We start from the raw sequence: 25407 nt of genomic DNA on the forward strand, positions 1-25407 counted from the left end.
CCTGCTTCTTTGTTTCTGTACAGAGCATACCGCCCGAAGCTTACAGAAAAGTAACAAAAAAGATAACAGTTTTGTAAGAAATCTTATTCTTTCGGCAGGGTGATCACAAACTTGCTCCCGCCGGTTCTTCCGTTCTTCACGCACACCGTTCCGCCCTGCTCTTCCAGGATCCGCCTGGTAAGGTAAAGACCCACGCCAGAGCCCTCCTCTTTTCGTACCGCTTCCGCCTTGCCCCGGTAAAATCTCTGGAAGATCCTGTGCTGTTCCTCCGCCGGGATCCCCGGACCTTCGTCTTCCACTTCTATCATGACATAGCTGACCAGCTCCGACACCCGGATGGTGATGCAGGTGCCGACCGGCGCGTATTTCACACCGTTGTCCAGCACATTTCCGATCGCCTCCGCCGTCCAGCCCGGATCATGGACAACCGCGACGTCAGTAAATTCTTCCGTTTCAATAGAAATGTTTTTATCTACTGCTTTTGCATATGCGCCGGCCACTGCTCTTGCCAGGGTCGATTTCACACCCGCCTTCTCCGGCTTCAGCCGGATCATGCCGGTCTCCAGCTTGCTCATCTGGGTAAAAGCCTGGAGAAGATGTTCCAGCCGTTCCACATCTTCCCGCTCTTTTCTTCGGAACTCCTCCGTTTCTTCCGCTGAAAGTTCTGTGGAATCCTCGATCTCATAACTCATTTTCAGAGAGGCCACCGGCGTCTTGAGCTGATGGGAAATATCGGTGATCAGGGACTTGGTTTCCTGCTCCTCCCGCCGGAGTTCCGCCTCCATCTTCTGGTTGCGGACCGTCTCCTCTTTCAGCTTTTCCTCCAGATAGTCCGCCCGCTCCCGGGCTTCTCTCTTAAGCCTCATGCTATGCCAGGCAAGACCTGCGCAGGCCGCAAGTCCGGCTGCCAGGAGAAGCGCCATACCGCCCGCCATGCCGGGCAGCGCGCCGCCCCAAAAACTATCTTTCAGATCATAACCGTATTTCTCCAGCAACTCCATGCCTGTCTTTGCCGCTGCCTCATTATCTTCTACTATTTTCCCCGTCAGGATCCCGGCAAACACAGCCTCCTCCTCGGGTGCCTGCCTGGTGAGAGCCGCCATCTGCCTGGCCGTGTTCTCATACTCTTGCCACACCGCTCTTCCCGTCAGAAAGAGCCCCACCAGAAGGGCAAGAAAAAACAGCCCTGCTGCCAGAGCTATTCTTTTACGCTTTCCTGTATCCACAGATATCCCATCCCCCTTACATTCTGAATCCATTCGCCGCCGATCTTTCGCTTCAGCCGGCTTACATTTACCGGAACCGTATTGTCGTCCACAAACTGGCCATCCACATCCCACACATGCTCGAGGATCTGCTCTTTGGAAAGGATCTGCCCTGCGTTCTCCATAAAATACAGAAGAAGCTGCAGTTCCTTTTTGCTTAAGGAAAGCTCTTCCCCGCCGCGGTATGCCCGCATATCCTGGTAGGATACCCGGATCTCCCCGGAGCGGATCTCTGTCTTTTGCTCCTCCCCTGCCCGGCGCGCCCGCCGCATCAGGGCGTGCACTTTAGACACCAGCACCAGCAGGCTGAATGGTTTGGTGATATAGTCGTCCGCCCCCAGATCGTAGGCGTTTACCATGTCCACCTCCGAGTCCAGAGCCGTCAGAAAGATCAGATACACCTGGCTTTTCTTCCGGATCTCCCTGCAAAAATCCAGGCCGCTCTTGTCCGGCAGGTTCACATCACTGATGATCAGATCCGGCCCTGCCGCGTCAAAAAGTTCTTCCGCCTCTTTCGCGGAAAAGGCGGAAAATACCTGATATCCTTCTTTTTCTAATTTTAGTGAAATCCCCCTGTTCAGGTTTCTGTCGTCCTCCAGGAGCAAGATTTTCTGCATGGTGCGGGTCTCCTTTTGCTGCGTTTCTCTCATTTTACAACGGGGGTTTACGCAGCGTCAAATGATAAGCGCTATATCTGTGAAAACTTTTCTGTTATACTGGTCATGTTGAAATTTTTTCAATTTTTCTGTAACGAAATCCATCTTACTCCGTCTAACCGGTGTACAAAAAAGGAGGTGAGCGGCCCTGGACTACGAGAAATTATATCAATCCTACTATCTGCAGGTCTATTCTTATGTGATGACCCTGGTGCGGAATCAGCCGCTGGCGGAAGAGATCACGCAGAACACGTTCTACCGGGCTATGACCTCCAAAAAGACCTTTGCGCAAAGATCCGGCGAACTCACCTGGCTTTGCAGTATTGCCAAGCACCTGGCAGCAGACGAATACAGGAAGACCGGGAAAACCGCCGAGCTGGACGAGGCTGCCGCCGTCAGCGGTGGCCAGAATCCGGCGGATGCGGTGGAAGATAAGGAGACTGCGCTACAGATCCACCTGATCCTCCACGACCTGCCGGAGCCTTACAAGGAAGTCTTTCAGCTTCGGGTGTTCGGGGAACTGCCCTTCTCACAGATCGGGTTTATCTTCGGGAAAACAGAGAACTGGGCCAGGGTCACTTACCACCGCGCAAGAATGAAAATTCAGGAAAGGATGGAGAAACATGGATAAGAAAAATTTTTCGGAATGCGGGATCGTTCAGGATCTGCTTCCCTTATATTATGATGATGTGTGTACGCCTGCCAGCAAAGAGCTGGTGCAGCGCCATCTGGAACACTGCGCAGCCTGCCGGGCGCTCTATGAGGATCTGGAAGACCGTTCCGTGGACCGCGTCATAGAAACGGAGTCCCGGCAGGTTCTGGAACGGCACGCCAGAAAAGAGAGGACCGCCGCCTGGAAAGCCGGGCTTATCATCAGCGTCCTGCTGCTCATCCCGGTGATCCTGACTTTCCTTTTCTCCATAGCCATTGGCGGGGGACTGGGCATCTTCTCCGTGACAACCGCCTCCATGCTCCTGGTGGCCGCATTGACTGCGGTGCCCCTTATGACAGAGCAGAAGAAACTGACAAAGAGTATCCTGGCCGGGATCTTTGCCCTGCTTCTGATCCTCTTTTTCGTGGACCGCATGAACGGCGGCGGACAGTTCCTGCTGCTCGCCATCCCCACCATTTTCGGGCTCTCCGTGCCACTGTTTCCTTTTGTGATCCGGGGGCTTGCGCTGCCGCCCGTATTGTCGGATAAAAAGGCGCTGCTTACCATGGTCTGGGACACGGCGTGGCTGTTCCTTACCATCTTCACGGTCTGCCATCACTCCGGGGACGTGGAGGGGCTGCGTGCCGGCACCCTCATCAGCGTGATCCTGATGAGCGGCGTTTGGCTCGTCTTCCTGACCGCCAGATACCTCCCGGCCAACCGCTGGATCAAAGCAGGACTGATCTCCCTGATCACCGGGATCTGGATGGCGTTTTCCAGCGACGCCTACGGGCTGATCGCGGAGCATAAACGGCAGCTCACCATCCTGGCGGCTGACTTTTCCGACTGGACCTCCACCTGGAGTATCAACGCCAACACCTATCTTCTCTTCCTGGCGGCGGGTATTCTGCTGGGGATCCTGTGCATTGCCATCGGGGTCACAAGAGGGAGAAAATAAGACAAAAGCGCCCCGGAAATGTGAACATTTCCGGGGCAGTCATTGCTTCCATAATACAGTTTCATAGCAACCCTCCATTTCTCCGGCACAGGACGCTCAAATCTTCCAGTATCGTACCGAAATCCAGGGTATGCTCTACATCATAGTTTTCTTTAATAAATGCGATGCCTTTGAATTGAAAAAGATAGCAGAATGCTTCCCGGGCGCTCAGATTATGCTGCCGGGCAAATTCATCAACACAGGCAACGGTAAATCCTATTTTCTGTTTCTGTTCGCTCATTCAAAGTCACCTCATTTTCATAAACATTTTCATCTATGGCAACTTAAGTATACCATAAGCGAAGCCATTATAAAAGATTCATATCCGTCGCACTATGGCAGGTTTGTTAATACCCCCTTTTCGGCATTTTGGCTTTATTTTTTTCTGCCATTTGGTTCTTTCAGAATCTCCAATATGCTGATCGGAGATAAATGGAAAGTATTGATCCTCCGGGATCTGCTCCCGGGTACAAAGCGCTTCGGCGAACTGAAGAAATCCATCGGAACGGTTTCGCAGAAAGTTCTGACCGCACAGCTTCGCGATATGGAACGCAATGGTCTTGTAAACCGCAAAGTCTACCCGGAAGTTCCCCCGCGGGTGGAATATTCCCTGACAGAACTTGGCCGGAGCCTGAAACCCATTCTCGACGCCATGTGGGACTGGGGCGAAGAATTTAAAGCACAGAATACATAGCGCATTTTTTGTTACTAACGCAGAACAAAGGACGTATCCACTTTCGGACACGTCCTTCTTCTAATTTCAATATTTTTATCCCACATTGTTTCAAAACTTGTTTTCAACATTTATTACAGATAAAGATCGCTCTTTGTTATGAAAACCGCACCCGCTCCATCACACTTCCTTTTCCCGACATATACCTTCCGGCAGCCAGCGGGATCGCTATGCATACCAGGACAATAAACACCGTCATCCCCACCACCGGCCAAAGCGGCACTTTGAACGGCACCATCATATAGTTCATGGACTGGTACACCAGATAGGTGATCCCAAGCCCCAGTGTGGCGGTAAGAAGCAACGAACCCGCCGCATAGAAAAGACCTTCTGTCACGAGAAGCCGGTTCCTCTGCCGGTCCGTCATGCCAATACTTTCCAGAATAGCAAACTCCCTTAGTCGGCTCTGGATATTTCCGGTCACGGTGTTGATGTAATTCAGAATCCCAATGAATGCCAGAACGAGGGCAATGCCAAGCCCCACTTCCCGCATATTCCCCTGCGCGCGTTCCACTTCATGCAGGGTTTCCAGTTTAGATTCCCAGGAAAGGGCGTTTCCATCCGGACTGTTCTGAATCAGACCAAGCACTTTGCTTTCCGTTTCTTCATCATATTCCTGCGTGTATCTCACGCCAGCCTTGCAGATCCAGGGATTTTCCAGGAAATCCCTGACTACGGACTCGCTTACGATGATGGTCGGCGGATCTCCCAGCATGGGGCCGGTATAATACCCTTCGTCCGTGAACCCGGCGATCTCAAACGTACGCGTATTCCCGCTGTCTCCGTATTCTGCACAGGTCACCTGTGTTCCTGCCAGATTTTCCATCGTAAGTTCCAACCCGTTCCGATAGAGGACGCAGCTTTTTCCAGACAGAAAATCTTCCCGGTCCAGTGTCGTATCTACCACTTCCTGCAAATAGGGGAACTCCTCTTCGCTGATCCCCAGAATGACTGATCCGAAATTTTCCGGGTACTGCTGATATTCGCTCCGGTCCTCCTCATAGGGAATCATCATCCATTTGGCATAGAATTCCTCCATCCACTGCTCTGCAAAATCCGGCTCCCAGGGAACCGTGATCTGCCCGTACAGCAGCGGATACACCGCTGAAACCCCATCCAGATGTTCCAGATCTTCCATAAACGAAGCCGTCAGAACATCCCGGTGATCTTCCGGGTCTTCCTTTCGCAGGGAATCATTGGTAATCGTAAGATCATTATTCATATGATTGGTCACAATGGTCCTGGCCGCCTGACTTTCCAACAGTGTACTGATACACAGAAAGACTGATAGAGCGGCCGCCAGAGACGTCATGATCACCAGAGACTTCTTTTTATCCTTCCAGATCTGATCCCATGCCATACGGCGCAGAAGCCTGCCCTTTTTCGTCTTGCGTCCGCCCATCTTCCCCTGCGCCGGCCGGTAACCTGCCGCCTCAAGCGGAGAAATGGATACCGCAAGTTTCACAGGTTTATAGCTTCCCAGGCAAATGGTCAGCCCTGTCAGCGCCACGGCAAGAAGCAAAACCGCCGGATTCAGGGAAATCTGTATCTCACCCGCTTCTCTTGCACGGATTCCCAGCGCACGGATCACCGACGGAAATAAAAGGAAAGAAACAAGACTTCCCGTTATAAGTCCACACAAGATCCCGCCACATCCAAGGATCATCATCTGTCTGCGGATCAGACGCCGGATCTGCAGCCCTGTCATCCCCACCGTCTGAAGCAGGCCATAATACCGCACATTTCCCGCCACTGACAGATAAAGGATATTGTAGATCAGCAGGTAGGCGCACAGGCAGGTCACCAGGGCCAGACCGCACAGTCCAAAGAAGATTGGCAAAGAATACCCCAGTTCACTGGTAAAAAACAGCGCCTGCTGCTTTCCCAGATCCAAGCTTTCGATAAACGCATCCTGCTCGCTCTTTGTCATGATCTTTTTATCAAAATCCAGATGATACCTGCCGCATGTCACCTCGGAGATATCCGAACCGGATTGCCGGTAAAATGCCTCTGACACATAAAACGCCGACTTGGTGCCATACCCTTCCCATATCCCGGAAATCTCAAATTCCTTATCCATGAGGTTTCCATCGCCGTCCCTGTACCCGGCCCGGAAATGATCCCCCACTGTCAGGCCGGCCAGTCCGGCTTTTTCCAAACCTTCTTCCGTCACCATAACCTGATCTTCCTCCTGGGGATAGGTTCCTTTCACCCACTCCCTGGCAGGGGCCATGATCTCATCCCATAAGACCGGATCACACCAGATACAAGCCGCCTCCACTGTGTCGTCTCCCTGAGTGGATTCCAGATACCCGCTTAAGGCCAGGATTCCTGCCCGGCGGATATCCGGATCATTTTCACACTTTTCCCGCTGCTCCGGTGTGATCCCGTACAGGACAGCATCGTACTCTCCACCGTTCAGCCGGATATTCTGAACCTTTTGCATCTGAAAATAAGTGATCCCCACCGTAAAAATGGAAAACAACATAAAGGACGCCAGCACAATGGAAAGAAAAATGATCAGGTTACGTCCCCGGTTATGCTTCAGGGAACCCGCTGCCATTCGGTCAATAACCTTCCTGTTATTATTCGCCAGCATACGGATCACCTGCCTCCCCGCCGGACACCTTGTCATCGGGGTCTCCTGCTCCCACGATCCGCCCATCCTCAATATGGACGATCCGGTCCGCCATCTGCGCAATATCCCGGTCATGAGTGATCAGGATCACTGTCTGCTGAAATTGCTTTGCCGCCACCTTCAAAAGTCCCATTACATCGTGGCCGGAAGCAGTGTCCAGGTTGCCGGTGGGCTCATCCGCCAGGATAATGGCTGGTTTTGCAGCCACGGCCCGCGCAATGGCCACCCGTTGCTGCTGCCCTCCGGAGAGCATGCCCGGCAGCGCTTCCCTCTTATCTGCAATCTGCAGAAGTTCCAGGATTTCCCTTACAAACGGCCGGTCAATCCGTTTCCCGTCCAGCTCAATGGGCAGCACTACATTTTCATACACATTGAGATCCGGCACCAGGTTATAATTCTGGAACACAAATCCCACCTTTCTCCTGCGAAAAACGGCCAGTTGCTCCCGCTTCATATCCGAAAGCTTTTTCCCGTCCACATACACCTCACCGGATGTGGGAATATCAAGACCACCGATCAGATGGAGCAGCGTACTCTTCCCGCTCCCGGATTTCCCGATAACAGCGATAAATTCCCGCTCCCTTACAGAAAGGTTCACTCCATCCAGCGCCTTGACAGTATTCTCCCCCAGCCGGTAATATTTTTTCAGACCCACGGTCCTTACGATCTCGTCTTTCATGTCTTTTCCCTCCTTTGTGATCTCATCCTATCCCCTGAAAATCACAAACCGGTCTCAATCGCAAAAAATCACGAAACTGTGAGTGTTCCGGCATTGGGCAGGAAAAGGCAGAAATCCGCTCCCTTTCCTGCTTCTGAACGCACCTCCACATAACCGCCCTGAAGCTGCGCAATCTTGCGTGTCAGATAAAGCCCGATTCCAAGGCCCTCCAGATCCTGCACCTCCGGCTCCCGGTAAAACCGGGTAAAGATCTGTGCCTGACGCTCCAGGGCAATCCCCTTTCCCGTATCTCTCACATGGATCTCTGTAAAAATCTCCTTTTTCTCTACGCATAGCGTAACCCGGCCCCCTTCCGGGGTGTATTTCACCGCATTATCCAGCAGGTTATAGACCGCTTCTTCTGTCCATTTCCTGTCATGGGAAAGAAGAAGCCTGTTCTTATCGGTTTCTCCTGACAACTTCTCTCCCCCGCCTTCTACTTCCAACGCAATGCCCTTTTTCGACGCGGCAGGTACCACCGCCGCCATGGCGCCGGCAAGAGTATCAAACAGGTCTCCTCTTTCTTTGCGGATCTGGATCACCCCCGTCTCCAGCCGGGACATTTTTACCAGACTCTGAAACAGGAAATCCAGCCGGTCTGTCTGATGTTCCAGCTTGTTCAGGAATTCCGTTGCCTCCCCGGGCAGATCCATATCTTTTAAAATCTCCAGATAGATCTTTTGATTCGCAACGGGGGTTCTGGTCTGATGGGAGATATCAGAGATCAGCTCCTTCATCTGTTGCTTTCCCCGCAGATTTTCTTCATTTTTTGTCTCAAGGACATGCAGCGTCCTGCCCAGCTTTTCATTGACTTTTCCCAAAAGAGAATCCTGCGTATCTGCGGACTCCTCCGGCTTTCTCCCCTGCAGGACCGCATCCAGACTCTCGTCAAGCCTGTCGGCAAATTCACAGACATCCTGCTTCAACTTCCAAAGCTTCCAGCTAAGGATTCCTGCCAGAGCAATGGCGCATGCCAGCATGATCATTTTCCAATCCATTGATATCCCATCCCGTATACATTTGAAATATATTTGTGTTCCTCATCTTCAATCTTTCCCCGGAGCCGGTTCATGTTGACGGCCAGCGCATGCTTGTCCACAAACTGATTTCCCCCGTCCCACAGGCGATCTAGCAGAATCTCATAGGTAAGAAGCTGGCCTTTGTGCATGAGAAATTCCTTCAGAATCCGAAACTCCGTGGGCGTCACGGTACAAAGTTCGCCCTCCCGCCGGATCTGCGCCTTATCCAGGTCAATCTGCAGGAATCCATCGTCAAAAGCAATCTTCTCTTTCTCTCTGTCCCGCTTCAGGATCACGTCGATCTTTTTTAGCAGGATCTTCATGGAAAATGGCTTTGTCACATAATCTTCCGCGCCCAGTTCATACCCTTTCAGCGCGTCCTCTTCCAGATCCCTGGCTGTCAGAAACAGCACCGGCACCCGGGAACGCTCCCGGACCCACCGGCAAAAGGCAAAGCCTTCCCCATCCGGCAGATTCACGTCCAAAAGGATCAGATCCGCTCCCTGCTCTTCAAAGGCATTCTTCCCTTCTGCAATAGAATGGACGGAAGCCGTCCGGTATCCGTCCTTTTCCAGAACATAAGAAATCCCCTGGTTCATTTCCCGGTCATCTTCTATGATTAAAATTCGACACATATCTCTTTCCTTTCCCAATTCAGAAGAATAGCTGCTTCGTGCAATCATTATACCACGCGCGCAGGGAAGGAAGCGACGCCGCAGGCGGCATTTACTTCCCAAGCCGTGGATTGCCGGTATAATCCCTGCGCAGCAGGGCAGCCCGGTTCCCGGGCTGGATTGCACTTTGTGCAATCATTATATCATGAAATACACATAAAAAAATCAGGGGAACAGATTATCACGGAATTGTGACTATCTGCTCCCCTGATTTGCTCAAAATCTTTTTCACTGGTAAAATACGAAAAATATTTCTTTATTATGAACGCCTTCTTATAATAATATTATTTATTGACAATAACATTTTAAATGTTATTATATGATTAAAAATGTTATTAAGGTGATTTGTATGGAAAACATATTTAAAAATTATTTTGGGGATATTGTTTCGCTTCATGAAATAAAAGAAAAACCTCACATTGCACTTTTCCTGGCTAAGCGCCGTATGTTCCAGGTTAATATAGACGGCATTTCTTTTATACTGATTGAAATTGCGCCCGACGACAAATTTCCTGTAACAGCGCTAAAAAAGCAGATGGAAATCTACGAAAACAGTCTGCGTTCTCCTGTCGCCTTCTCCTTTGATTTTATATCCAGAATGCAGCGGGATTCTCTGATCCGTAAGCAGATCCCTTTTGTTGCCGGTTCGGATCAGATTTATCTGCCTTTTCTCGGCATGATTCTTAGCAATCGTTTCAGACTCCCCAGGGAAGTCAACAAAGAAAAAATGATGCCCGTCACACAGCAGTTGTTTTTATATCTGCTCTATCAGAAAGAAAACTCTGCTGTAAAATATCTTGCCGCTAAGGATCTGCAGTGCACCCGCACATCCATTACAAGAGCCTCTGACCAATTATCGGCAATGGGTCTGATCAGACAGGAAAAAACAGGAAAAGAGATCCGCATGTATCTAAAAGCCACACCGCCGGAAGCGATTCAGTTGGCAAAGCCTTATCTGATCAATCCTGTTCAGAAAAGACTTACCGTCTGCAGGTCTGCTCTGGAAGGTAATCTTTTATATGCCGGCGAGACAGCTCTCAGTGAATATTCTATGCTCAATCCCCCGCGGATTACAGAAGCGGCTGTTTACAAAGCAGATGTAGATAAGAAATCTTTATGCGAAATCGACCCCAGATGGGTGGAGCCCGACACTCTGGTTACTATAGAACTTTGGAAATATAACCCTTCTTTCTTTGCCGTTTCAGGCAAGGTCGATCCTGTTTCACTGGCCTGTTCCCTGCAGGACCGGGCAGATGAAAGAATAGAAACTGCAATTGATGAAATGATGGAGGAATTGATATGGTAAAAAGGCGTCCTATTCCATCCTTCTTTTCTCACATGCGATCCACTCATCCAGCGTAAGCGGCACATAGTCGGAATACATACAAAAGCAATTGATCATGTTGCAGGGGATCTGTCTCGCTGTCCCGTCAGGACTTACCGAGGCAGTTTCCCTTGTGATCGCCTGAAACCGCTCCAGAAGCCGCTGATCCTGCGTGTCATGCACATGGCCGTAAAGCATGTATACTTTGGGATTTCCATTTTCATCCACACGATACTGGCCATTGTAGCACATGATGGGATAATGGCAGAGGATCACCTTTCTCTTATTGTCCTGCAGTTCCTCATAGGGCTTGATCCACACAAACCGGCCTGCGTTATAGTCTTTGTTCTTCAGAAACCGGTCGTGGTTTCCCTGGATCAGATACAGGCGTCCGTTGAGCCGCTCCAGCAGTTCATTGGTTTCTTCCGCCTTTCCCCACGACAGATCCCCCAGGATAACGACCTCGTCATTCTTTCGCACTTTTCGGTTCCATTGCCGCAGCATATATTCGTTCATCGCCTCGACGCTCTCAAAGCCGCGCCGGTCCATTTTCGTATTCAGCGCCCCGTGGAAAAAATGCGGGTCCGCAATATAATATCTCACCTCTGATCACCTCCCTTGCCTGGATTGATACTAATTATTTAAAAAGAAATCTTTTTTATTATTTTTTTCATATTATCTATGATATCCTCATATGGCACAAAATCTTCCGTAAAATAACTTGTAATCGAATGGTAATCTTCTTCGTAAAAAGAGTTATCACAAAACTCTGTAATAAGAGCCGGTATATTTATCTTCGCGTCTGCAGACGGACACACCGACATCTGTGCCCTATGGTTTCGAACTTCTTTTACCAATAAAGCAAACTCATCATCAAAAGCAATGAAAGGCGTGAGTTTATAAATATCATATAAATGTCGGGAATATCTTTTTGATTTTCCCTGCATATAATAATCACAAAGAGCAAAAATCTTATCAATATAGGTTCTTTCTAAAGATTGCAGATTCATGAAAAATCTATCAAGAAAAAATTGTTCCGCAATATCTTTTCTATCTCGATTTTCCAGATAATCTCCAATAAAATTATGGATCTCTACCGATTGTGTGGGAAATGCATACGAGCCCAATGCCATTTCCAGTTTAACATACTGTGGCAGTCTTTCATCCTCCAATGCAAACACCGAGGTATAAGAAAAAAAATATGCATTATAATCTCTGTCACTCTGTGTCTCGTCCCAATTGACGATCGGCATTCCCAGTTTTTCGCTGATTCCTTTTAGAACAACATGCTTAAGTTTTTTCCTTCAAGATCATTGTCACATAATAATCTTTTTCTATCACTATAGAATTTTTCCCGCTTTCTTCTGCCACTTGCTCTACGATGGTTCTAAACATTTCTCTGTCTTCATGAAGATACATACTCTACCCCCGTCTCATAAATAGCCTTATAGATCTTAACAGGATACTTTGCTATAAACTGATCGATCCTCTTCTTGGTAATGCCGTTCCTTCTGGCATATTCTGTCAGAATCCTTCCACATGTCTCCAACTCTATTTCTGAACTTTTCTCAATATCTTTCAGGCAATCAAGGAATTGTAATACCGATACATTTTCTTCCGTTACTTCTGCCACAGGCCTTCTGATAATATACGGTCTGTTTTTGATCATTATTTTTCTTACTGATGCAGGGGCAAAATTGCTGCTTATTTCCTGTGTATATGGAACCTGCACAGATAATCCCATACGGTTTGCCAACGTATACCCGGAATAATATCCAACTCGTCTTCCCCTCCGCATGATATATTTATGAACAGCTACTGTATCTGCAGAAAGAGACAACTTTTCACCCAGAATACCTGTCTTTGGAAAATAGTATACTCCCGGCTCAAATCGGCATATTGTTCCGCTGTCTGCATATTTTTTCAAATGATATCTGAGATTTTCTTCTGTCATCCCCGGAATCTGAATATCTCCTGTAAAAATCGGTTCTCCCGGAATATAATTTTTTATCAAATATTCATATAACATCTTTATTCTCCTAACAGTAAGTAAATATTATATTTACTTACTGTTAGTATACTTAAATGATATCCTTCTGTCAACCCTTCTACTCCACTTCCCGCAGCCGCTCCACGATGGTCATCCTCGCGATCCCCCGGTAGACCCCAAGAGGCAGGACAATCCCCAGCAGCAGGAAGACCGGCGCAGCCGCCCACAGGGCGGTCACATCAAAATGATAAGCAAAGAACCAGAACATATCTTCCAGCATGCCGCCGACCAGCGGTTCCAGAAGAAATACCAGCACAAGGGATAAAAGGACGGTGGCTCCCGCATAGAGAAGGCCCTCTGTCACCAGCATTTTCTTCAGCTGTTTTCCCGTCATGCCCACCGCCTGCAGCATGGCAAATTCCCGCTTTCTCACCAGGATCCCGGTGAGGATGGCGTTGAAGAAATTCAGGATCCCCACCACGCCCACGATGGCGCAAAGCGCACCTCCAAGGAGCAGGAACATCTGCCGGAATCCCTGGAAATCCTGGCGGATCAGCGCCTTGCTTTCATACATCAAAGGGGACGTCTCCCCCTTTGTCAGCTCTGCCAGAAAGTGTTCCGCCGCTTCCTCTGCTTCCCGGTCTGGCGTATCGAACATGTAGAAGAGCGAATACAGCTCCTCTCCACTGTCTGCCTTTAGCTGCTCCGTCCCCATGATGGCATCCATGCCGTACATGAGGCTTGCCCGGAAGGAAATCTGGTAGGGCACTGTGACCAGCGCGCAGACGGTGTATTCCACGTCATGGCTTTTTTCTATGTGATACTGGATATATTCCTCCGGCGTGGCGTCTGTCACCGGCTCCCCGGTCCGGGAGTCCGCATAGTACCACTCGTCCACATAGGTCACCGTCAGTTTGTCTCCCGGCTTTGGATAATGCTCCGTCATCTGGGGCGTCCCGTAATCATCGGTCTCCACCGGAAGAGCGATGGCCCCGCCCTCCGGGTCCCGCAGGGGTTCCAGGCTCCCTTCCAGGACTGTCAGCTTGTCCAGCAGGGCATCGTCCATGCCCTCTGCCTGGAGCGATACCTGGATCTTGTCTCCCCGTTTTTCCCGGATCTGAAGTTCCTGGTTGACCTGCTCTTCAGACCCTGTGAAGGACAGGCTGCGGAACTGTTCTTCGTCAAGCCACACCTGGGGATATACTCCAGGCACCGCCCAGGCCTGACCTGCGTGCGCTTCTTTTGTATTCTCCCGGATCTGCTCCACCGTCTCCCCGGCGAGGCCGGATTCCGGCCCATTTGCCTGGAACCGGAAGTAATCCGTGTTCCCCACGATAAAATCCGCGCAGGTCTTCTGTTCCAGATATTTCTCCATGCTGAATCCGCCGGTAAACTGGAAGGTAAGGGCCAGCAGCACCACCGACAGAGACAGGGAAATCACCACCAGTGCGGTGCGCTTTTTATTCCTTCCCAGGTTGGCAAAAGCCATCCCGCCGATCCCGGCCCGGCTGCTTCTTCGCTCCTTCCGGTAAGAAATGCCGGTTTCCGTATATTTTACCGCCTCCACGGGAGAGACTTTCGCCGCCATCCGGCCCGGCCGCCCGCAGGAGAGCAGCACCGTCGCCACCGCGAACAGCGCGGACGCCGCGAAGATCAGGGGCGAACTGCTGACCTCTGTCTGTATCGTCTCCAGACTGGTCCTGGCAAGAACCACCGGCACCAGGCCGGATCCCACCAGCCAGCCGGCGATCAGCCCCAGCGGACAACCGATCCCGCACAGCAGAAGGGCCTGCTGCCGGATGATCCGCCGAAGCTGCCGGGGCGTCACCCCGATGGTCTTCAGAAGGCCGTAGTAGCGGATATCCCCTGTCACGGAGATCTGGAAAATGTTGTAGATGATCAGATATCCGGTGAAGATCACCAGCAGGAGGAACGCCGCCATGGCGGCCAGAAGGCCGGGGTCCAGCTCCGCTGCTGCCTGGGCCGTGGTATAGCCCCAGTTTACCCCGTAGTTCAGATAAGTATCCGCTCCCGGATCGTCTCTCTGGTATCCCAGATCCTCTTCGATCTCTTCCATGGTCCCGTCAATATCCAGGCTGGAGGACAGCATGACATTTAAGTCCCTCCGGAAGGGCTCCAGGCCCTCCCCTGTCACGTCCCGCTCCAGTTGTTCCATATAGGCTCTGGAGACATTGATGTAATGCACCGGCATGACGGGATCGTACTCCCACCATCCCACAAGGGTGAAGGTGTCCGTCCGCACTCCCCCGTTCTGCTTCTTGTCGGACACCTGATAGGTGAGGGTGATCTCGGCTCCCAGTTCTGGCGTCACGCCCAGCAGTTCAAGCGCCGCTTCGTCCAGGATGATCTCCTTTGTCCCTTCCGGCTCCCTGCCTTCTTTCAGATCGATGTAGCTCCACTTTGTATTATTTTCGTCCATGTAGCTGACTTCCGCCGGGACTCTGGCAAAGGCATCCTCCGCGATGATCCCCGCCACGATCCGCTCCCCGGCGGCTTTTACCTTCTTATGCCCTTTAATCTCCTCTGCCTGTTTGTCTGTCACATCCTTAAAGGTGCCGTGGGCGTACCCGCCGATCTGCCGGAAGGTGTAGGTCTGATAACTCTTATTTAACGACATCACAATAGTAAAAAGAGAGGTAAAGAGAACCGTTGTCAGCACGATGGCCACCACTGCGATCAGGTTCCGCTTCCCGGAGGCCCGAAAGGACTTAAGACTCAAGTTCCAGATGGTTTTCCTGTTTTTGACCCGCATGCTACGCCTCCCTCCTTCCTCTGGAAGAAAGGATCCGCCCGTCCTCGATCCGTATGATCCGGTCCGCCATCTGGGCGATCTCCTCGTTGTGGGTGATCATGACGATGGTCTGCCCGAACTTCTGGCCGGACAGCTTCAAAAGCCCCAGCACATCCTGGGACGTGCGGCTGTCCAGGTTGCCGGTGGGCTCATCGCACAGAAGGATCGAAGGCCGGGAGGCCAGCGCCCTTGCGATGGCCGCGCGCTGCTGCTGTCCGCCGGAGAGCTGCCCCGGGAGGCTTCTGGCTTTCTGCAGGATCCCCAGCGTATCCAGGATCTCCTCGATAAATGCCCGGTCCGCCTTTTTCCCGTCCAACTCCACCGGGAGCGCCACATTTTCATAGACGCTCAGCACCGGCACCAGATTGTAGGACTGGAATACAAAGCCGATCTTCCTGCGCCGGAAGATGGTCAGGGCTTCTTCCTTCAGAGAAAAGATGTCTTTTCCGTCCACGTACACCTTCCCCTCGTCCGGCCGGTCCAGGCCGCCCAGCATGTGGAGGAGCGTGGACTTTCCGGAGCCGGAAGTGCCCACCACGGCTGCGAACTGCCCCTGCTCCACAGACAGGCTGACCCCGTCAAGGGCCCGCACCTGATTTTCCCCTTTCCCGTATATTTTTGTAAGATTGACTGCTTTCAGAACTTCCATAACCTGCTCCCCTTTCAACTGAAAAAATCTGTATGAATGTATCATTCATACAGATTATCTCATGGTATTCTTTCCAGAATCTTTCAGCGCCAAAAACAATTATGACAGTTCTGAAAGATTTCCTTTTCCCTGATTTGGCAGGAAAATGGAAAACACCGATCCCTTCCCTTTCCGGGAAGACACTTTGATATATCCTCCCTCTCCAGCCAGGATCTCCCGCGCCAGATAGAGGCCGATCCCCACGCCCTCCTGCTCCGCCGTTTCTTCTCCCCGGCGGAACCGGCCGAAGAGTTCCGGGATGTCTTCCTCGGCAATTCCCGGGCCGGTATCTTCTACCTCAATGGCCGTAAAAAGTTCATACCGCCGGGTGCGCACTTCGATCCCGCCCCGGCTGGTATATTTGACCGCGTTGTCCAGGATGTTGCCCACAGCCTCCGCCGTCCACTTCCGGTCAAACCAGGCCGTGGCAGGCCCGGAACAGTCGGTCAGCTTCAGACCTTTCCTCTCCGCCTTCTCCTTGTAGGCGCCCGTGACCTCTGCCAGCAGTTCCTTCACATCCTGCTCTTTGGGGTGCAGGGTGATGATCCCCGTCTCCAACCGGGACATCTTGATCAAAGCCCCGATCAGGAAATGCAGTTTCTCCGCCTGCTTCCCGAGGGCGGTCAGATACTCCCGGTTCTCCGGACTTAACTCCCGCTCTTCCAGAAGCTCCGTATAGAGCAGCAGATTGGCAATGGGCGTCTTGGTCTGATGGGAAATGTCCGCGATCAGGGTCTTGATCTTCTCCTTCTCTGCCGCGGCCGCCTCTCTGGATCGCTCCACGGCGCTCAAATAATCCGTCATCTCGCTTTCCAGCGCGGAACACACGCTCTCGTCGAACCCGGTCTCGCGGAACTGCCCGCTCCTTGCCGCCTCCAGCATCCGCCGGAGCCGCTCCGCGGTCCGTCTCTCTTTTCGATATGAATATATGGCAAACAGGACGCTGCCCAGAATGCAGGCTGCCGCCAGGATCATCATTCCTCTATCCATGCTGCTTCACCCACCGGTATCCGGTCCCGTAGACCGTCTCGATCCACTCCCCTGCCGCCAGCTTGTCCCGCAGCCGTTTCACCGTAACGGACAGGGCGTTCTCGTCCACATACTCCGCGCCGTCGGTCCAGATCCGGTCGATCAGTGTCTCCCGCTTTACGATCCGGCCCTCGTTCTCCACCAGGATGCGGAGCAGCTTCTGCTCATTTTTACTTAGTTCCACCGGGGTTCCCTCCACCAGATACTCCATCCGGTCAAAGAGGAACCGGTATCGGCCGGATTCCCACCGGACATCCTGCTGGCTTTCCGTCTCCTTTTTCCGCCTCAACTGCGTATTGACCCGGGCCCGCAGCACAGCCAGGCTGAAGGGCTTGGTGATGTAGTCGTCGGCTCCCGCCTCCAGCCCCGCCACAATGTCTGTCTCCATGTCGTTGGCTGTAAGAAGGATGACCGGAACCGCCCCCTTTCCTTTGATTTCCCCCAGGAAATCAAACCCGCTTCCATCCGGCAGGTTCACGTCCAGGATCACCAGATCCGGCTGCGCCTCTCTAAGGAGCCGGCGGGCTTCCCGGATCTTCCCGCAGCTTTGCAGTGTGCGGTCTTCACTTTTTAGCGCCCGGCAAAGGCCCGAAGCCAGAGCCGCGTCGTCTTCAATGATGAGAATGGTCTCCATGGATTACTCCTCCTTACTTTTTTATATTATATGTATAAATAAGTGTTGTCCAGAGTAATCTCCTGCTCCGTCCTCCCTCATGCACATACATTGCCAAGGATCTCTTCCAGCGCATTCTTGCTGCTTGTATGGCACCTCACAATTTCCGCGTGACATTTCTGCGCCTCCTCCACAGCGCACCGCACCATCTTGTGGGATACGGTATTGGTGAACAGTACGACCAGATCCGGCCTCCCGATCTGCTTGCCAAGAGAGGCTGACATCTGCGTAAATACTTTCGCTTTGCAGTTAAACTGTCTGCATATCTTTTTGTACTGGCTTACCATCCTGTCATGTCCGCCGATGATCACAACGCTCATATCCATCCTCCTGTCCCTGTAAATTTCTTTCTCTTTTGGTTAGTTGTAACTAACATTTGTCTGTATCATACACTATTTGAAAACGAATATCAATATCTTCTTGACATGTTTCCCCGTTCCGTATATAATTTCACCATAGGTAGTTAGTCATGGCTAACCACTTGTAAAAACCATTGTTTCTGCTGTTTCAGCAAAGGAAGGTGCCTATGTCAGAAGGTATGGTGATCCGTCATTGCTCCCCCACTCTTGCGGGGATCAAGACCGGCAGCCTTTTTTCCTGTTCCTGCCCCTGCAGGAAGGAGCTTATGAAGGCGTTATCCGGTTTAAACAGGAAACTTGTCCCAAAAGGTCTCTGCATCCTGCCGCTGCGGATTTGCGGGAACCGGGCGCTCATATACGCCTACCGCCCCCATGCGCTCAAAAGTGATCTGGCGGATCAGCGCGCCAGGGATCTGCTGCTGCAATACGGCTACCCGGCGCAGGACAGCAACGCCTGCGTGCTGCACCTGATCCGCCGTCTTACGTCTGCCGGGGAATTTCCCCATGAGATCGGACTGTTTCTGAGTTACCCGCCGGAGGACGTCCTCGGATTCATCCTCAATAAAGCGTGCAGGCACAAGTGCCTTGGATGCTGGAAGGTGTACGGGGATGAAGAGAGGGCAAAAAGCACCTTTGAAAAATACGATCTTTGCAGCAGGATCTATGTGCAGCAGTGGAAACAGGGGAAATCCATCGAACAGCTTACCGTGGCTGGATGATGTGTCAAAAAAAACAGAAAGAGAGGTCATTTTGTCTTATGAGTAACATTGCAGTTGTATATTGGAGCGGTACCGGAAATACGGAAGCAATGGCTTTCGCAGTCGCAGAGGGCGCCAGAGGAAAGGGCGCAGATGTGTCCCTTCTTACTGCGTCGGAATTTTCAGAGGACCAGATTGGCAGGTATGATGCCATTGCCTTCGGCTGCCCGTCTATGGGGGCGGAGCAGCTCGAGGAAAGTGAATTTGAGCCCATGTTCACCGCCTGCGAGGGAGGTTTAAACGGGAAAAAGATTGCCCTGTTCGGCTCCTACGGCTGGGGCGACGGGGAATGGATGCGCGGCTGGGAAGCCCGCTGCCGCGACGACGGGGCTGTCCTTGCCCGCGACAGCGTGATCTGCAACGAAGCCCCGGACGAGGACGCTCTGACATCGTGCCGGGAACTTGGCGCCGCGCTCGTCTAGCCGGATCACAGCAGCAATGGCAGGAGACAAACAAATCGTCTCCTGCCATTTAATCATTTCATTACTTCATTGCGATTAGTGCTAACAGAAAAACAAGCACTGAAAGCCGGCCTCATTTCTTCAATCTGTCTGCGTGTCAGTCCGTAATCTGCCGCTGTCCTTTCCCAGTTTTCCCGCACAATCTTCCGAATATCTTCTGCACAATTCTTTGCGTCTTCCTCAGAAATTCCAAATCTGACAGCTGTCTGTATAGCAAGATCGATACTGATACTATTATTCTCTTCATCTACATTCAAGGATAGCTCATCGCCATATGGAACTGGATTCACGTCATATAAAGGCGAAAGAATCCAGCCATGCTCTGCAAGAACAAATGCATGATTACGAAGATGATCATCCGTATTTGTAACAGCCATATTGAAAACAATCCGCTTCCAGAGCTCTCTAAGATCCTTCTTGGGCTGTGCACCATAGGATTTTATGAAGGATGCAATATCCAGGTAACTGGTTCCATCAGCTGCAGACGCTCCGTCTGTTTTTCCCAAAAGCGTCATTGCAGAAGCAAAATGTACCCGCTTATCCAAAACCCGGTCAAACCGCTTTACCAGATATGTGCTTCCCAGAGAAGAAAACTTCTCAAGCTTTGCCTCCGGAACATTTAATCCACAAAGGGCCGCCAGGTCATGCACTACCATTTCCCATGCGCCTGTATCGTTTTCATCATTCCTGGACGGAAATTTTGCAATCCAGAGCTGATCTTTCGTATCCACCACCGTTGCTTTTGGTCTGGCGCCTCCAAGAGATGACCCCGGCCTGATCAACTGATTCAGCCACTTTTCGGCTAAGCCGTCCTCATCACTCTCAAAATGTCTGGACGCCTCCTCTAAAGTGCGAAGTTTGGCCCAGGGCGGAGCCGCTGTTTCTTTATCATCAGAAAGGAATGGCCCATCAGGATCCAGTTTAAACCGAATGCCGCCCATTCTGGTCTCATCGCATACCCCAAGCAGATAATCGCTGTCATATAGCTTAGAAGGTTTTCGCCCTTCCCTATCCGCCAGTATTCTTTCACGCTTATTCATAAGCACACGGCCCCAGCGGTCCGGAGATGCATCTGCAAATAAGCCAAAGATATTCTTCCCGGATGGATACTGCCTTCCTGAATACGGCATAAGTTCTGGATCCAGCGTAATCTTAAGACCTGTTTTTTTCAGCCACTCCTTGTCATACTCAAAGGAATAGGACTCTCCTCCTTTGATGACATTCACATAAAGAGCGCCCATAAGAACCGGCTGCTTTGAACTGAATTCATCATAAACAAAGATGGTTTTCTGCTTGTCCGCCATTAATCACTCCTCCTCGGCGCCCGCTTTCTTGTTATCAGATTCAGATCCTGAAGCTGTCTGCCCAGTTCATCATCCTTCGCAATAAGAAGAAGATCCTGATCCAGATTATTTAAGGCATGCAAAACAGATGCATAGATCCCCATAGCTACAGATGGATCGCCCTTTTCAACTTTCCACAAAGAAGCGCGGCTGATTCCTGCTCGTTCTGCCACCAGCTCAGCTGAAAGACTCCGTCTGAGCCTGGCAAGCTTGATCTGTTCCCCCATGGTCTTCAGTATTTCTTCTGTTTTTGGAAGTATATTATATACTGCTTTCTTCATTTCATCCACCAATCTTATAATGTTTATTATTATAAACATTTCATGTTTTTTTGTCAATATTAGAAAGCATTATACTTCCCCGCTTTTCCTCTTTGCTATTGAGAATAAACATCTATCCTTTGATAAATATAAATGTCCTCTCGTCAGACAACTCCTCCCGGTATGTATATCCCAATCGGTCAAACCGCTTCATCTCCTCCGGATCCCGGATCCGGTTCTCCGCCATATACCGCACCATCTCGCCTCTGGCCATCTTGGCATACACGCCTTTCTGCACGATCTTCGCCCCGGAAAATTCACCGAAGACGCAGGTGATATACACATCCTCCGGCTGCAGATACTTCTCGACACACCGGGAATATTCTTTTGACGCCAGATTGATGAGGATCCGGCTCTCGTCCAGGACCTCCCGGTACAGGCGCCCGCCCCAGTACTCATACAGATCCTTCTTTCCGCCGATCTTTGCCCTGGCCTGCATCTCCAGGCGGTAGGGCGTCACGCCGTCCAGCGGCTTTACCACGCCGTAAAATGCAGACAGGATCCGCAGATGTTCCTGCACATACTGAAGCTGCCCGGACTCGAATACAGCAGGCGCCATATACTGATACGCGATCCCTTCATAGGAAAGGATCGCCGGAGTCAGCCCGTGACAGAGATCCATATGTTTCAGCCTGTCATAATTCTGCTCTGCGATCCTGTCGTTGCAGGCCCACAGCTTCTTCGCCTCCTCATAGGACAAGCCCTGCAGGAACTGAAGGATCTCTTCTGTCTGCTCCAGGAAGACCGGCAGGCCCTCTGGCGCCAGGTCATCCGTATTCACATTCATTTTCTTTGCCGGTGATAAGAGGATCTTCATGGGTGTTTGCTCCCTGTTTTACCGAAATAGATACTGATATGTGCGACGCTGCTGCAACAGGATGTCCCGTACCCGTATTTTAATTTCTTCCGGATAATAAGGTTCTTTCTTCAACAGCATTTCAATCTCTTTTATGCTGTAAGAAAACTTCAGGGACTGCCCATACAAAGCTTCCACAGCTTCCAACTGCTCCATAAAATTTCTGCTCAGTGTTTTGGCTCTGACCTGCGGGATAAGCGTGATAATATCCTCCCCCATCGGATAATCCATCTGTGTATCCGACAGAAGCGCGCAGCCATTATCAAACACCGGGCAGTAATGATAATGACCGCCTCCGTCAAGCAGCACAGCAATATTATGCATATGTCTGTCCTCATTCAGGAACAGCGCATCTATTGTCAGCAGACGGCTCAGATAAAAACCAAAGTCTTTCAGGCCCGTCATCTGCTCCACCTGCTCTGTCAGAAAACGCGTCCTTTCCTCTACACCCTGTATCTGGAAAATGCTCACATACAGGCTCCGTCCATGCAGATTCTTGAACAATCTCTCCAACGTGATAAGCTGCCAGCCATCCGGGAGAAAATTTCTGCTGCGACAGCCCCTGTATATTGCTTGCTTATACCCGATTTCTTCCGTTTCATACAGAATATAATCATTTTCCTCCATATTGGAGTATCGCAGAAGCTTTGAGACTACATATTCCGCCAGGCCTTCATAACCGGTATAGTCCGCCTTGTACCATACTCCTTCCGATTCCCACTTCAACTGATTCCCTTTTGACGACTGATGCGCCGCAGTCCTCAAATCCTTTTCTTCCAGACGGATCATTTTCCTCACCTCTCAATCTCAATCCAAAAATCATCTTCTGCCATTTTCCCTTTGGTTTTCTGGATGATCATAAGCGGATCATAAAATGGAAGATTCAGCTCCTCCAGCAGGATCTTCATCTTGTCTCTCGTCCGCGGGAAACATCTTGATTCCAGGAATTCTTCATATTCTTCATATGTGGGGTGTTCATTCCTCCCAAACGCCCGGTACAAGGGATCCGTTACATAGTTTTTGATTTTTACCCGCTGTTCCCTGTCATTCACATCTATGATGGTGCACAGCCGGTTCTGATTCAAATATCTGAGCCGAAGAGGGAACTCTTTTTCCGGGATCTCCAGCTCTTCCAAAAGCCACGGGCGCTCCCGCAGGATGCAGAGCATGGCGGCAGCAGCTCCCGACACTGTCCCCCCGCTGCTTTCCCAGTGTTCCACCGTTTTAACAGAAACATTCATCAGCCCGGCCAGTTCTTTTTGCTTCATCTTCAATTGTCCGCGTATTAGTTTCACTTCCGAAGCACATACTGTTTTCTGTAAAGCAAATTCCATTGTCCCACCCCCTGTCTTTGTGATTATAAATCGATTTCTTTCTTATAGAATATCATATATTATACTAAAATCAAGGGGTATATAATAAAAATACTACTAAATTATAATAGTAGTATTTTTCTGCCGCGATATCGTTTGTATCTTCTCACTCTTCTTACCTCCCTCGACCTGCTTCTATCTAATAAGACAATTCAGTTCGGTAAAAAGTTAGTTTTTCTTGGAATAGTTGTGGCTAATGTTTTGGCCAAACCAAAATCATAATTTAGTTTAGCCAGAGATACCATTGACAATCAAAAAAAGTCTGGCTATAATAAAATTATAATTTAGTTTGGACGGATATTCTGAATAAAATTGGCTATACTATAACCGAAGGGAGAGATTGTCATGGCATATATCAAACGAGCTGCGGAAGATACGATTGCACGGGTGTCCAAAATGTTTCCTGTGCTGCTGGTAACTGGCCCCAGACAGGTTGGAAAAACGACCTTATTGCAAAGAATGGCAGAGGCACAGCAAAGTGAAGGCATAGAGCGTAAATATGTGACTCTGGATGATCCTGATGTCCGCTACCTGGCAAAACACGATCCTGCCCTGTTTTTACAGAGGTATTCTCCACCGGTACTGATTGATGAGATCCAGTATGCAACAGAGCTGCTGCCCTACATCAAAATGAGTGTTGGCCATTCTAAGAAAAAAGGTGATTTCTGGATTGCAGGCTCGCAGGGTTTCCGCCTTATGAAAAATGTCAGCGAAAGTCTGGCCGGACGGATTGGAATCGTGAACCTGCTGGGATTATCCGATGCGGAAATCTATCATGAACCGAGCGAGCCTTTCCAGACAGAAGCCGGGTATTTGATGGAGCGTTTGCCCGTAAAAAGAAAAAGAGATTTAAATGAGATCTACCGCCGGATATTCAAAGGTTCTATGCCGGAACTCTATGCAGATGAAAATGTGGACTGGGAGACTTATTACCGCTCCTATGTTGACACCTATCTGCAAAGGGATATTCGGGATCTGGCACAGGTCGCGGACGAAATGCAGTTTTACAATTTTATGACGATTGTTGCTGCACAGACCTCAAAGCCTGTTGTCTATGAGGAACTGGCGAATGCCGCAGGCGTTTCAGCTCCAACGGCAAAAAAATGGCTCTCTATTTTGGTGTCGTCTCATATCATTGCGCTTGTACAGCCTTATCACAACAATGCGCTCAAACGGGTGGTAAAGATGCCACTGCTCCATTTCCTGGACACCGGCCTGGCAGCGTACCTTTTAAAATGGGGCAATCCCGAAGCACTGGAGAGAGGCGCCATGTCCGGGGCATTCTTTGAGAGCTATGTTTTTTCAGAGATTTATAAGAGTTACCTGAACGCAGGAAAAGAGCCGCCTGTTTTCTATTACAGGGATAAAGACAAGAAAGAAATCGACCTGCTGCTATATCAAAATGGTATGCTTTCCCCAATAGAGATCAAAAAATCGGCGTCACCAGGCAAAACCGCGATTAAAAACTTCAAGGTATTGGAACCCGTTACCAGAGAACCGGCTTTCGAAGGGTTGGAGTCTTTGAAGGTCGAGATTGGAACAGGAAGTGTGGTCTGTATGGCAAATGATCTGCTGCCTGTGGACGAAAAGAACTGGTATGTACCCGTTTGGCTCATTTAATCCGTATTTTGCAGAAAGGGGAAGTCGGTTAATACCGAATTTTAATCCCTAACACGCAGGAAAGAGACAATCCCAGAGAATTCGGATTTTTTCAGGAACCGGATTTCTCTGTCGGAATGTCTCTTTCTTTTTATCTCTTGTATTTTAGGGCGCAAAACCCCCTTGTCCTGGATCGCAAGGGCGCTCCAGCGATCAGGCGGCTTTCCGCTCCTTTTTTCCTTCGTATTTCTCGATTTCATGATGCAGGAACCGGTGGTATTTCAGGATGTTCCGGCCTATTGCATACAACATGAATTCTTTGTATACTTTTTCTGCTGAACGGTAATTAAAACGGCGGAATTTCTCGTTCTCTTTGATATCTCCAAAGTGTCCTTCTGTCTGGATCGATCGTGTCTGGCGTTTCAGGATCCCTTCTTCACTCTGGATATTCGCATTGGATTCCTCCCGCA

The 25407-nt window shown here is 50.3% G+C and carries 28 protein-coding genes; 7 read left to right on the forward strand and 21 right to left on the reverse strand.

The annotated features are described in order from the left end of the window. Positions 1-83 precede the first annotated feature (83 nt). Positions 84-1226: an ATP-binding protein gene (locus H6A20_RS13845; RefSeq protein ID WP_204905314.1), complete on the reverse strand. Its 1143-nt coding sequence runs from the start codon at positions 1224-1226 to the stop codon at positions 84-86. After that, the gene (locus H6A20_RS01195) at positions 1199-1882 is read right to left on the reverse strand and encodes a response regulator transcription factor (protein ID WP_204905315.1); all 684 of its coding nucleotides are present in this window, start codon (positions 1880-1882) and stop codon (positions 1199-1201) included. Before H6A20_RS01195 ends, H6A20_RS13845 begins: the two co-directional genes overlap by 28 nt. A 241-nt stretch (positions 1883-2123) precedes the next feature. Here H6A20_RS01195 and H6A20_RS01200 point away from each other — a divergent pair, with 241 nt between their 5' ends. Both H6A20_RS01200 and H6A20_RS01205 read left to right on the forward strand, forming a co-directional pair. Then, a complete protein-coding gene (locus H6A20_RS01200; protein ID WP_243424698.1) occupies positions 2124-2552 on the forward strand; it encodes an RNA polymerase sigma factor in 429 nt (142 codons plus the stop codon). Further along, positions 2545-3531 carry a zf-HC2 domain-containing protein gene (locus H6A20_RS01205; RefSeq protein ID WP_204905316.1) on the forward strand — a complete coding sequence of 329 codons (987 nt, stop codon included), beginning with the start codon at positions 2545-2547 and terminating at the stop codon, positions 3529-3531. The genes H6A20_RS01200 and H6A20_RS01205 overlap by 8 nt, the downstream gene beginning before the upstream one ends. A 61-nt stretch (positions 3532-3592) precedes the next feature. Here the strand turns inward: H6A20_RS01205 and H6A20_RS01210 are convergent, their stop codons facing one another. Further along, positions 3593-3811, reverse strand: a complete 219-nt coding sequence (locus H6A20_RS01210) for a DUF3791 domain-containing protein (protein ID WP_204905317.1) — start codon at positions 3809-3811, stop codon at positions 3593-3595. A gap of 174 nt (positions 3812-3985) precedes the next feature. On the opposite strand from H6A20_RS01210, the gene H6A20_RS01215 reads away from it, so the two are divergent. After that, a complete protein-coding gene (locus H6A20_RS01215; protein ID WP_204905318.1) occupies positions 3986-4264 on the forward strand; it encodes a winged helix-turn-helix transcriptional regulator in 279 nt (92 codons plus the stop codon). 136 nt (positions 4265-4400) lie between these two features. Here the strand turns inward: H6A20_RS01215 and H6A20_RS01220 are convergent, their stop codons facing one another. The 4 genes from H6A20_RS01220 to H6A20_RS01235 all read right to left on the reverse strand — a co-directional run bounded on the left by H6A20_RS01220 (position 4401) and on the right by H6A20_RS01235 (position 9313). Then, positions 4401-6902, reverse strand: coding sequence for an ABC transporter permease (locus tag H6A20_RS01220; RefSeq protein WP_204905319.1), 2502 nt, complete (start codon positions 6900-6902; stop codon positions 4401-4403). After that, positions 6889-7620, reverse strand: a complete 732-nt coding sequence (locus H6A20_RS01225; protein WP_204905320.1) for an ABC transporter ATP-binding protein — start codon at positions 7618-7620, stop codon at positions 6889-6891. The genes H6A20_RS01220 and H6A20_RS01225 overlap by 14 nt, the downstream gene beginning before the upstream one ends. Before the next feature lie 68 nt (positions 7621-7688). Next, positions 7689-8657, reverse strand: coding sequence for a sensor histidine kinase (locus H6A20_RS01230; protein WP_204905321.1), 969 nt, complete (start codon positions 8655-8657; stop codon positions 7689-7691). Continuing rightward, positions 8642-9313: a response regulator transcription factor gene (locus H6A20_RS01235; protein ID WP_204905322.1), complete on the reverse strand. Its 672-nt coding sequence runs from the start codon at positions 9311-9313 to the stop codon at positions 8642-8644. Before H6A20_RS01235 ends, H6A20_RS01230 begins: the two co-directional genes overlap by 16 nt. 388 nt (positions 9314-9701) lie before the next feature. Here H6A20_RS01235 and H6A20_RS01240 point away from each other — a divergent pair, with 388 nt between their 5' ends. Then, positions 9702-10658: a MarR family transcriptional regulator gene (locus H6A20_RS01240; protein WP_204905323.1), complete on the forward strand. Its 957-nt coding sequence runs from the start codon at positions 9702-9704 to the stop codon at positions 10656-10658. A gap of 9 nt (positions 10659-10667) precedes the next feature. Here H6A20_RS01240 and H6A20_RS01245 read toward each other — a convergent pair whose 3' ends face one another. The 8 genes from H6A20_RS01245 to H6A20_RS01280 all read right to left on the reverse strand — a co-directional run bounded on the left by H6A20_RS01245 (position 10668) and on the right by H6A20_RS01280 (position 18188). After that, positions 10668-11279, reverse strand: coding sequence for a metallophosphoesterase (locus tag H6A20_RS01245; RefSeq protein ID WP_204905324.1), 612 nt, complete (start codon positions 11277-11279; stop codon positions 10668-10670). Between the two features lie 38 nt (positions 11280-11317). Next, on the reverse strand, positions 11318-11929 hold the full coding sequence (locus tag H6A20_RS01250; protein WP_204905325.1) for a nucleotidyl transferase AbiEii/AbiGii toxin family protein: 612 nt from the start codon (positions 11927-11929) through the stop codon (positions 11318-11320). A gap of 152 nt (positions 11930-12081) precedes the next feature. After that, on the reverse strand, positions 12082-12705 hold the full coding sequence (locus tag H6A20_RS01255; protein WP_106789664.1) for a DUF6088 family protein: 624 nt from the start codon (positions 12703-12705) through the stop codon (positions 12082-12084). Between the two features lie 79 nt (positions 12706-12784). Beyond that, positions 12785-15439, reverse strand: a complete 2655-nt coding sequence (locus tag H6A20_RS01260; RefSeq protein ID WP_204905326.1) for an ABC transporter permease — start codon at positions 15437-15439, stop codon at positions 12785-12787. Position 15440: 1 nt separating this feature from the next. Beyond that, on the reverse strand, positions 15441-16127 hold the full coding sequence (locus H6A20_RS01265) for an ABC transporter ATP-binding protein (RefSeq protein WP_106789662.1): 687 nt from the start codon (positions 16125-16127) through the stop codon (positions 15441-15443). Positions 16128-16226: 99 nt separating this feature from the next. After that, positions 16227-17156, reverse strand: a complete 930-nt coding sequence (locus H6A20_RS01270) for a sensor histidine kinase (protein ID WP_204905327.1) — start codon at positions 17154-17156, stop codon at positions 16227-16229. After that, on the reverse strand, positions 17149-17829 hold the full coding sequence (locus H6A20_RS01275) for a response regulator transcription factor (RefSeq protein ID WP_204905328.1): 681 nt from the start codon (positions 17827-17829) through the stop codon (positions 17149-17151). Before H6A20_RS01275 ends, H6A20_RS01270 begins: the two co-directional genes overlap by 8 nt. Before the next feature lie 77 nt (positions 17830-17906). Then, positions 17907-18188 carry a DUF2325 domain-containing protein gene (locus tag H6A20_RS01280; RefSeq protein ID WP_204905329.1) on the reverse strand — a complete coding sequence of 94 codons (282 nt, stop codon included), beginning with the start codon at positions 18186-18188 and terminating at the stop codon, positions 17907-17909. Positions 18189-18394: 206 nt separating this feature from the next. Here H6A20_RS01280 and H6A20_RS01285 point away from each other — a divergent pair, with 206 nt between their 5' ends. After that, positions 18395-18946, forward strand: coding sequence for a DUF3793 family protein (locus H6A20_RS01285; protein WP_204905330.1), 552 nt, complete (start codon positions 18395-18397; stop codon positions 18944-18946). A 38-nt stretch (positions 18947-18984) separates the two neighbouring features. Beyond that, positions 18985-19407 carry a flavodoxin gene (locus H6A20_RS01290; RefSeq protein WP_204905331.1) on the forward strand — a complete coding sequence of 141 codons (423 nt, stop codon included), beginning with the start codon at positions 18985-18987 and terminating at the stop codon, positions 19405-19407. Between the two features lie 53 nt (positions 19408-19460). On the opposite strand, the gene H6A20_RS01295 is transcribed toward H6A20_RS01290, so the two are convergent. Genes H6A20_RS01295 through H6A20_RS01315 form a run of 5 tightly spaced genes read right to left on the reverse strand, consistent with a single transcriptional unit; the run spans position 19461 to position 23233 of the window. Next, positions 19461-20750 carry a type II toxin-antitoxin system HipA family toxin gene (locus tag H6A20_RS01295; RefSeq protein WP_204905332.1) on the reverse strand — a complete coding sequence of 430 codons (1290 nt, stop codon included), beginning with the start codon at positions 20748-20750 and terminating at the stop codon, positions 19461-19463. Further along, positions 20750-21127: a helix-turn-helix domain-containing protein gene (locus tag H6A20_RS01300; protein ID WP_243426080.1), complete on the reverse strand. Its 378-nt coding sequence runs from the start codon at positions 21125-21127 to the stop codon at positions 20750-20752. Before H6A20_RS01300 ends, H6A20_RS01295 begins: the two co-directional genes overlap by 1 nt. A gap of 55 nt (positions 21128-21182) precedes the next feature. Next, a complete protein-coding gene (yaaA, locus tag H6A20_RS01305) occupies positions 21183-21926 on the reverse strand; it encodes a peroxide stress protein YaaA (RefSeq protein ID WP_204905333.1) in 744 nt (247 codons plus the stop codon). 18 nt (positions 21927-21944) lie between these two features. Continuing rightward, positions 21945-22754: a HipA domain-containing protein gene (locus H6A20_RS01310; RefSeq protein WP_204905334.1), complete on the reverse strand. Its 810-nt coding sequence runs from the start codon at positions 22752-22754 to the stop codon at positions 21945-21947. A 5-nt stretch (positions 22755-22759) separates the two neighbouring features. Beyond that, positions 22760-23233 (reverse strand): helix-turn-helix domain-containing protein, encoded by a 474-nt coding sequence (locus tag H6A20_RS01315; protein WP_243426081.1) that lies wholly within the window; start codon positions 23231-23233, stop codon positions 22760-22762. A gap of 450 nt (positions 23234-23683) precedes the next feature. Between H6A20_RS01315 and H6A20_RS01320 the strand changes: the two genes are divergently transcribed. Continuing rightward, a complete protein-coding gene (locus H6A20_RS01320) occupies positions 23684-24958 on the forward strand; it encodes an ATP-binding protein (protein WP_204905336.1) in 1275 nt (424 codons plus the stop codon). A gap of 192 nt (positions 24959-25150) precedes the next feature. Here H6A20_RS01320 and H6A20_RS01325 read toward each other — a convergent pair. Beyond that, the coding region (locus H6A20_RS01325) for a transposase (protein WP_204905337.1) at positions 25151-25407 on the reverse strand (257 nt) is incomplete at its 5' end.

Origin of the sequence: Mordavella massiliensis, assembly GCF_016901695.1 — a bacterium.
In the GTDB taxonomy this organism is placed as follows: domain Bacteria; phylum Bacillota; class Clostridia; order Lachnospirales; family Lachnospiraceae; genus Claveliimonas; species Claveliimonas massiliensis_A.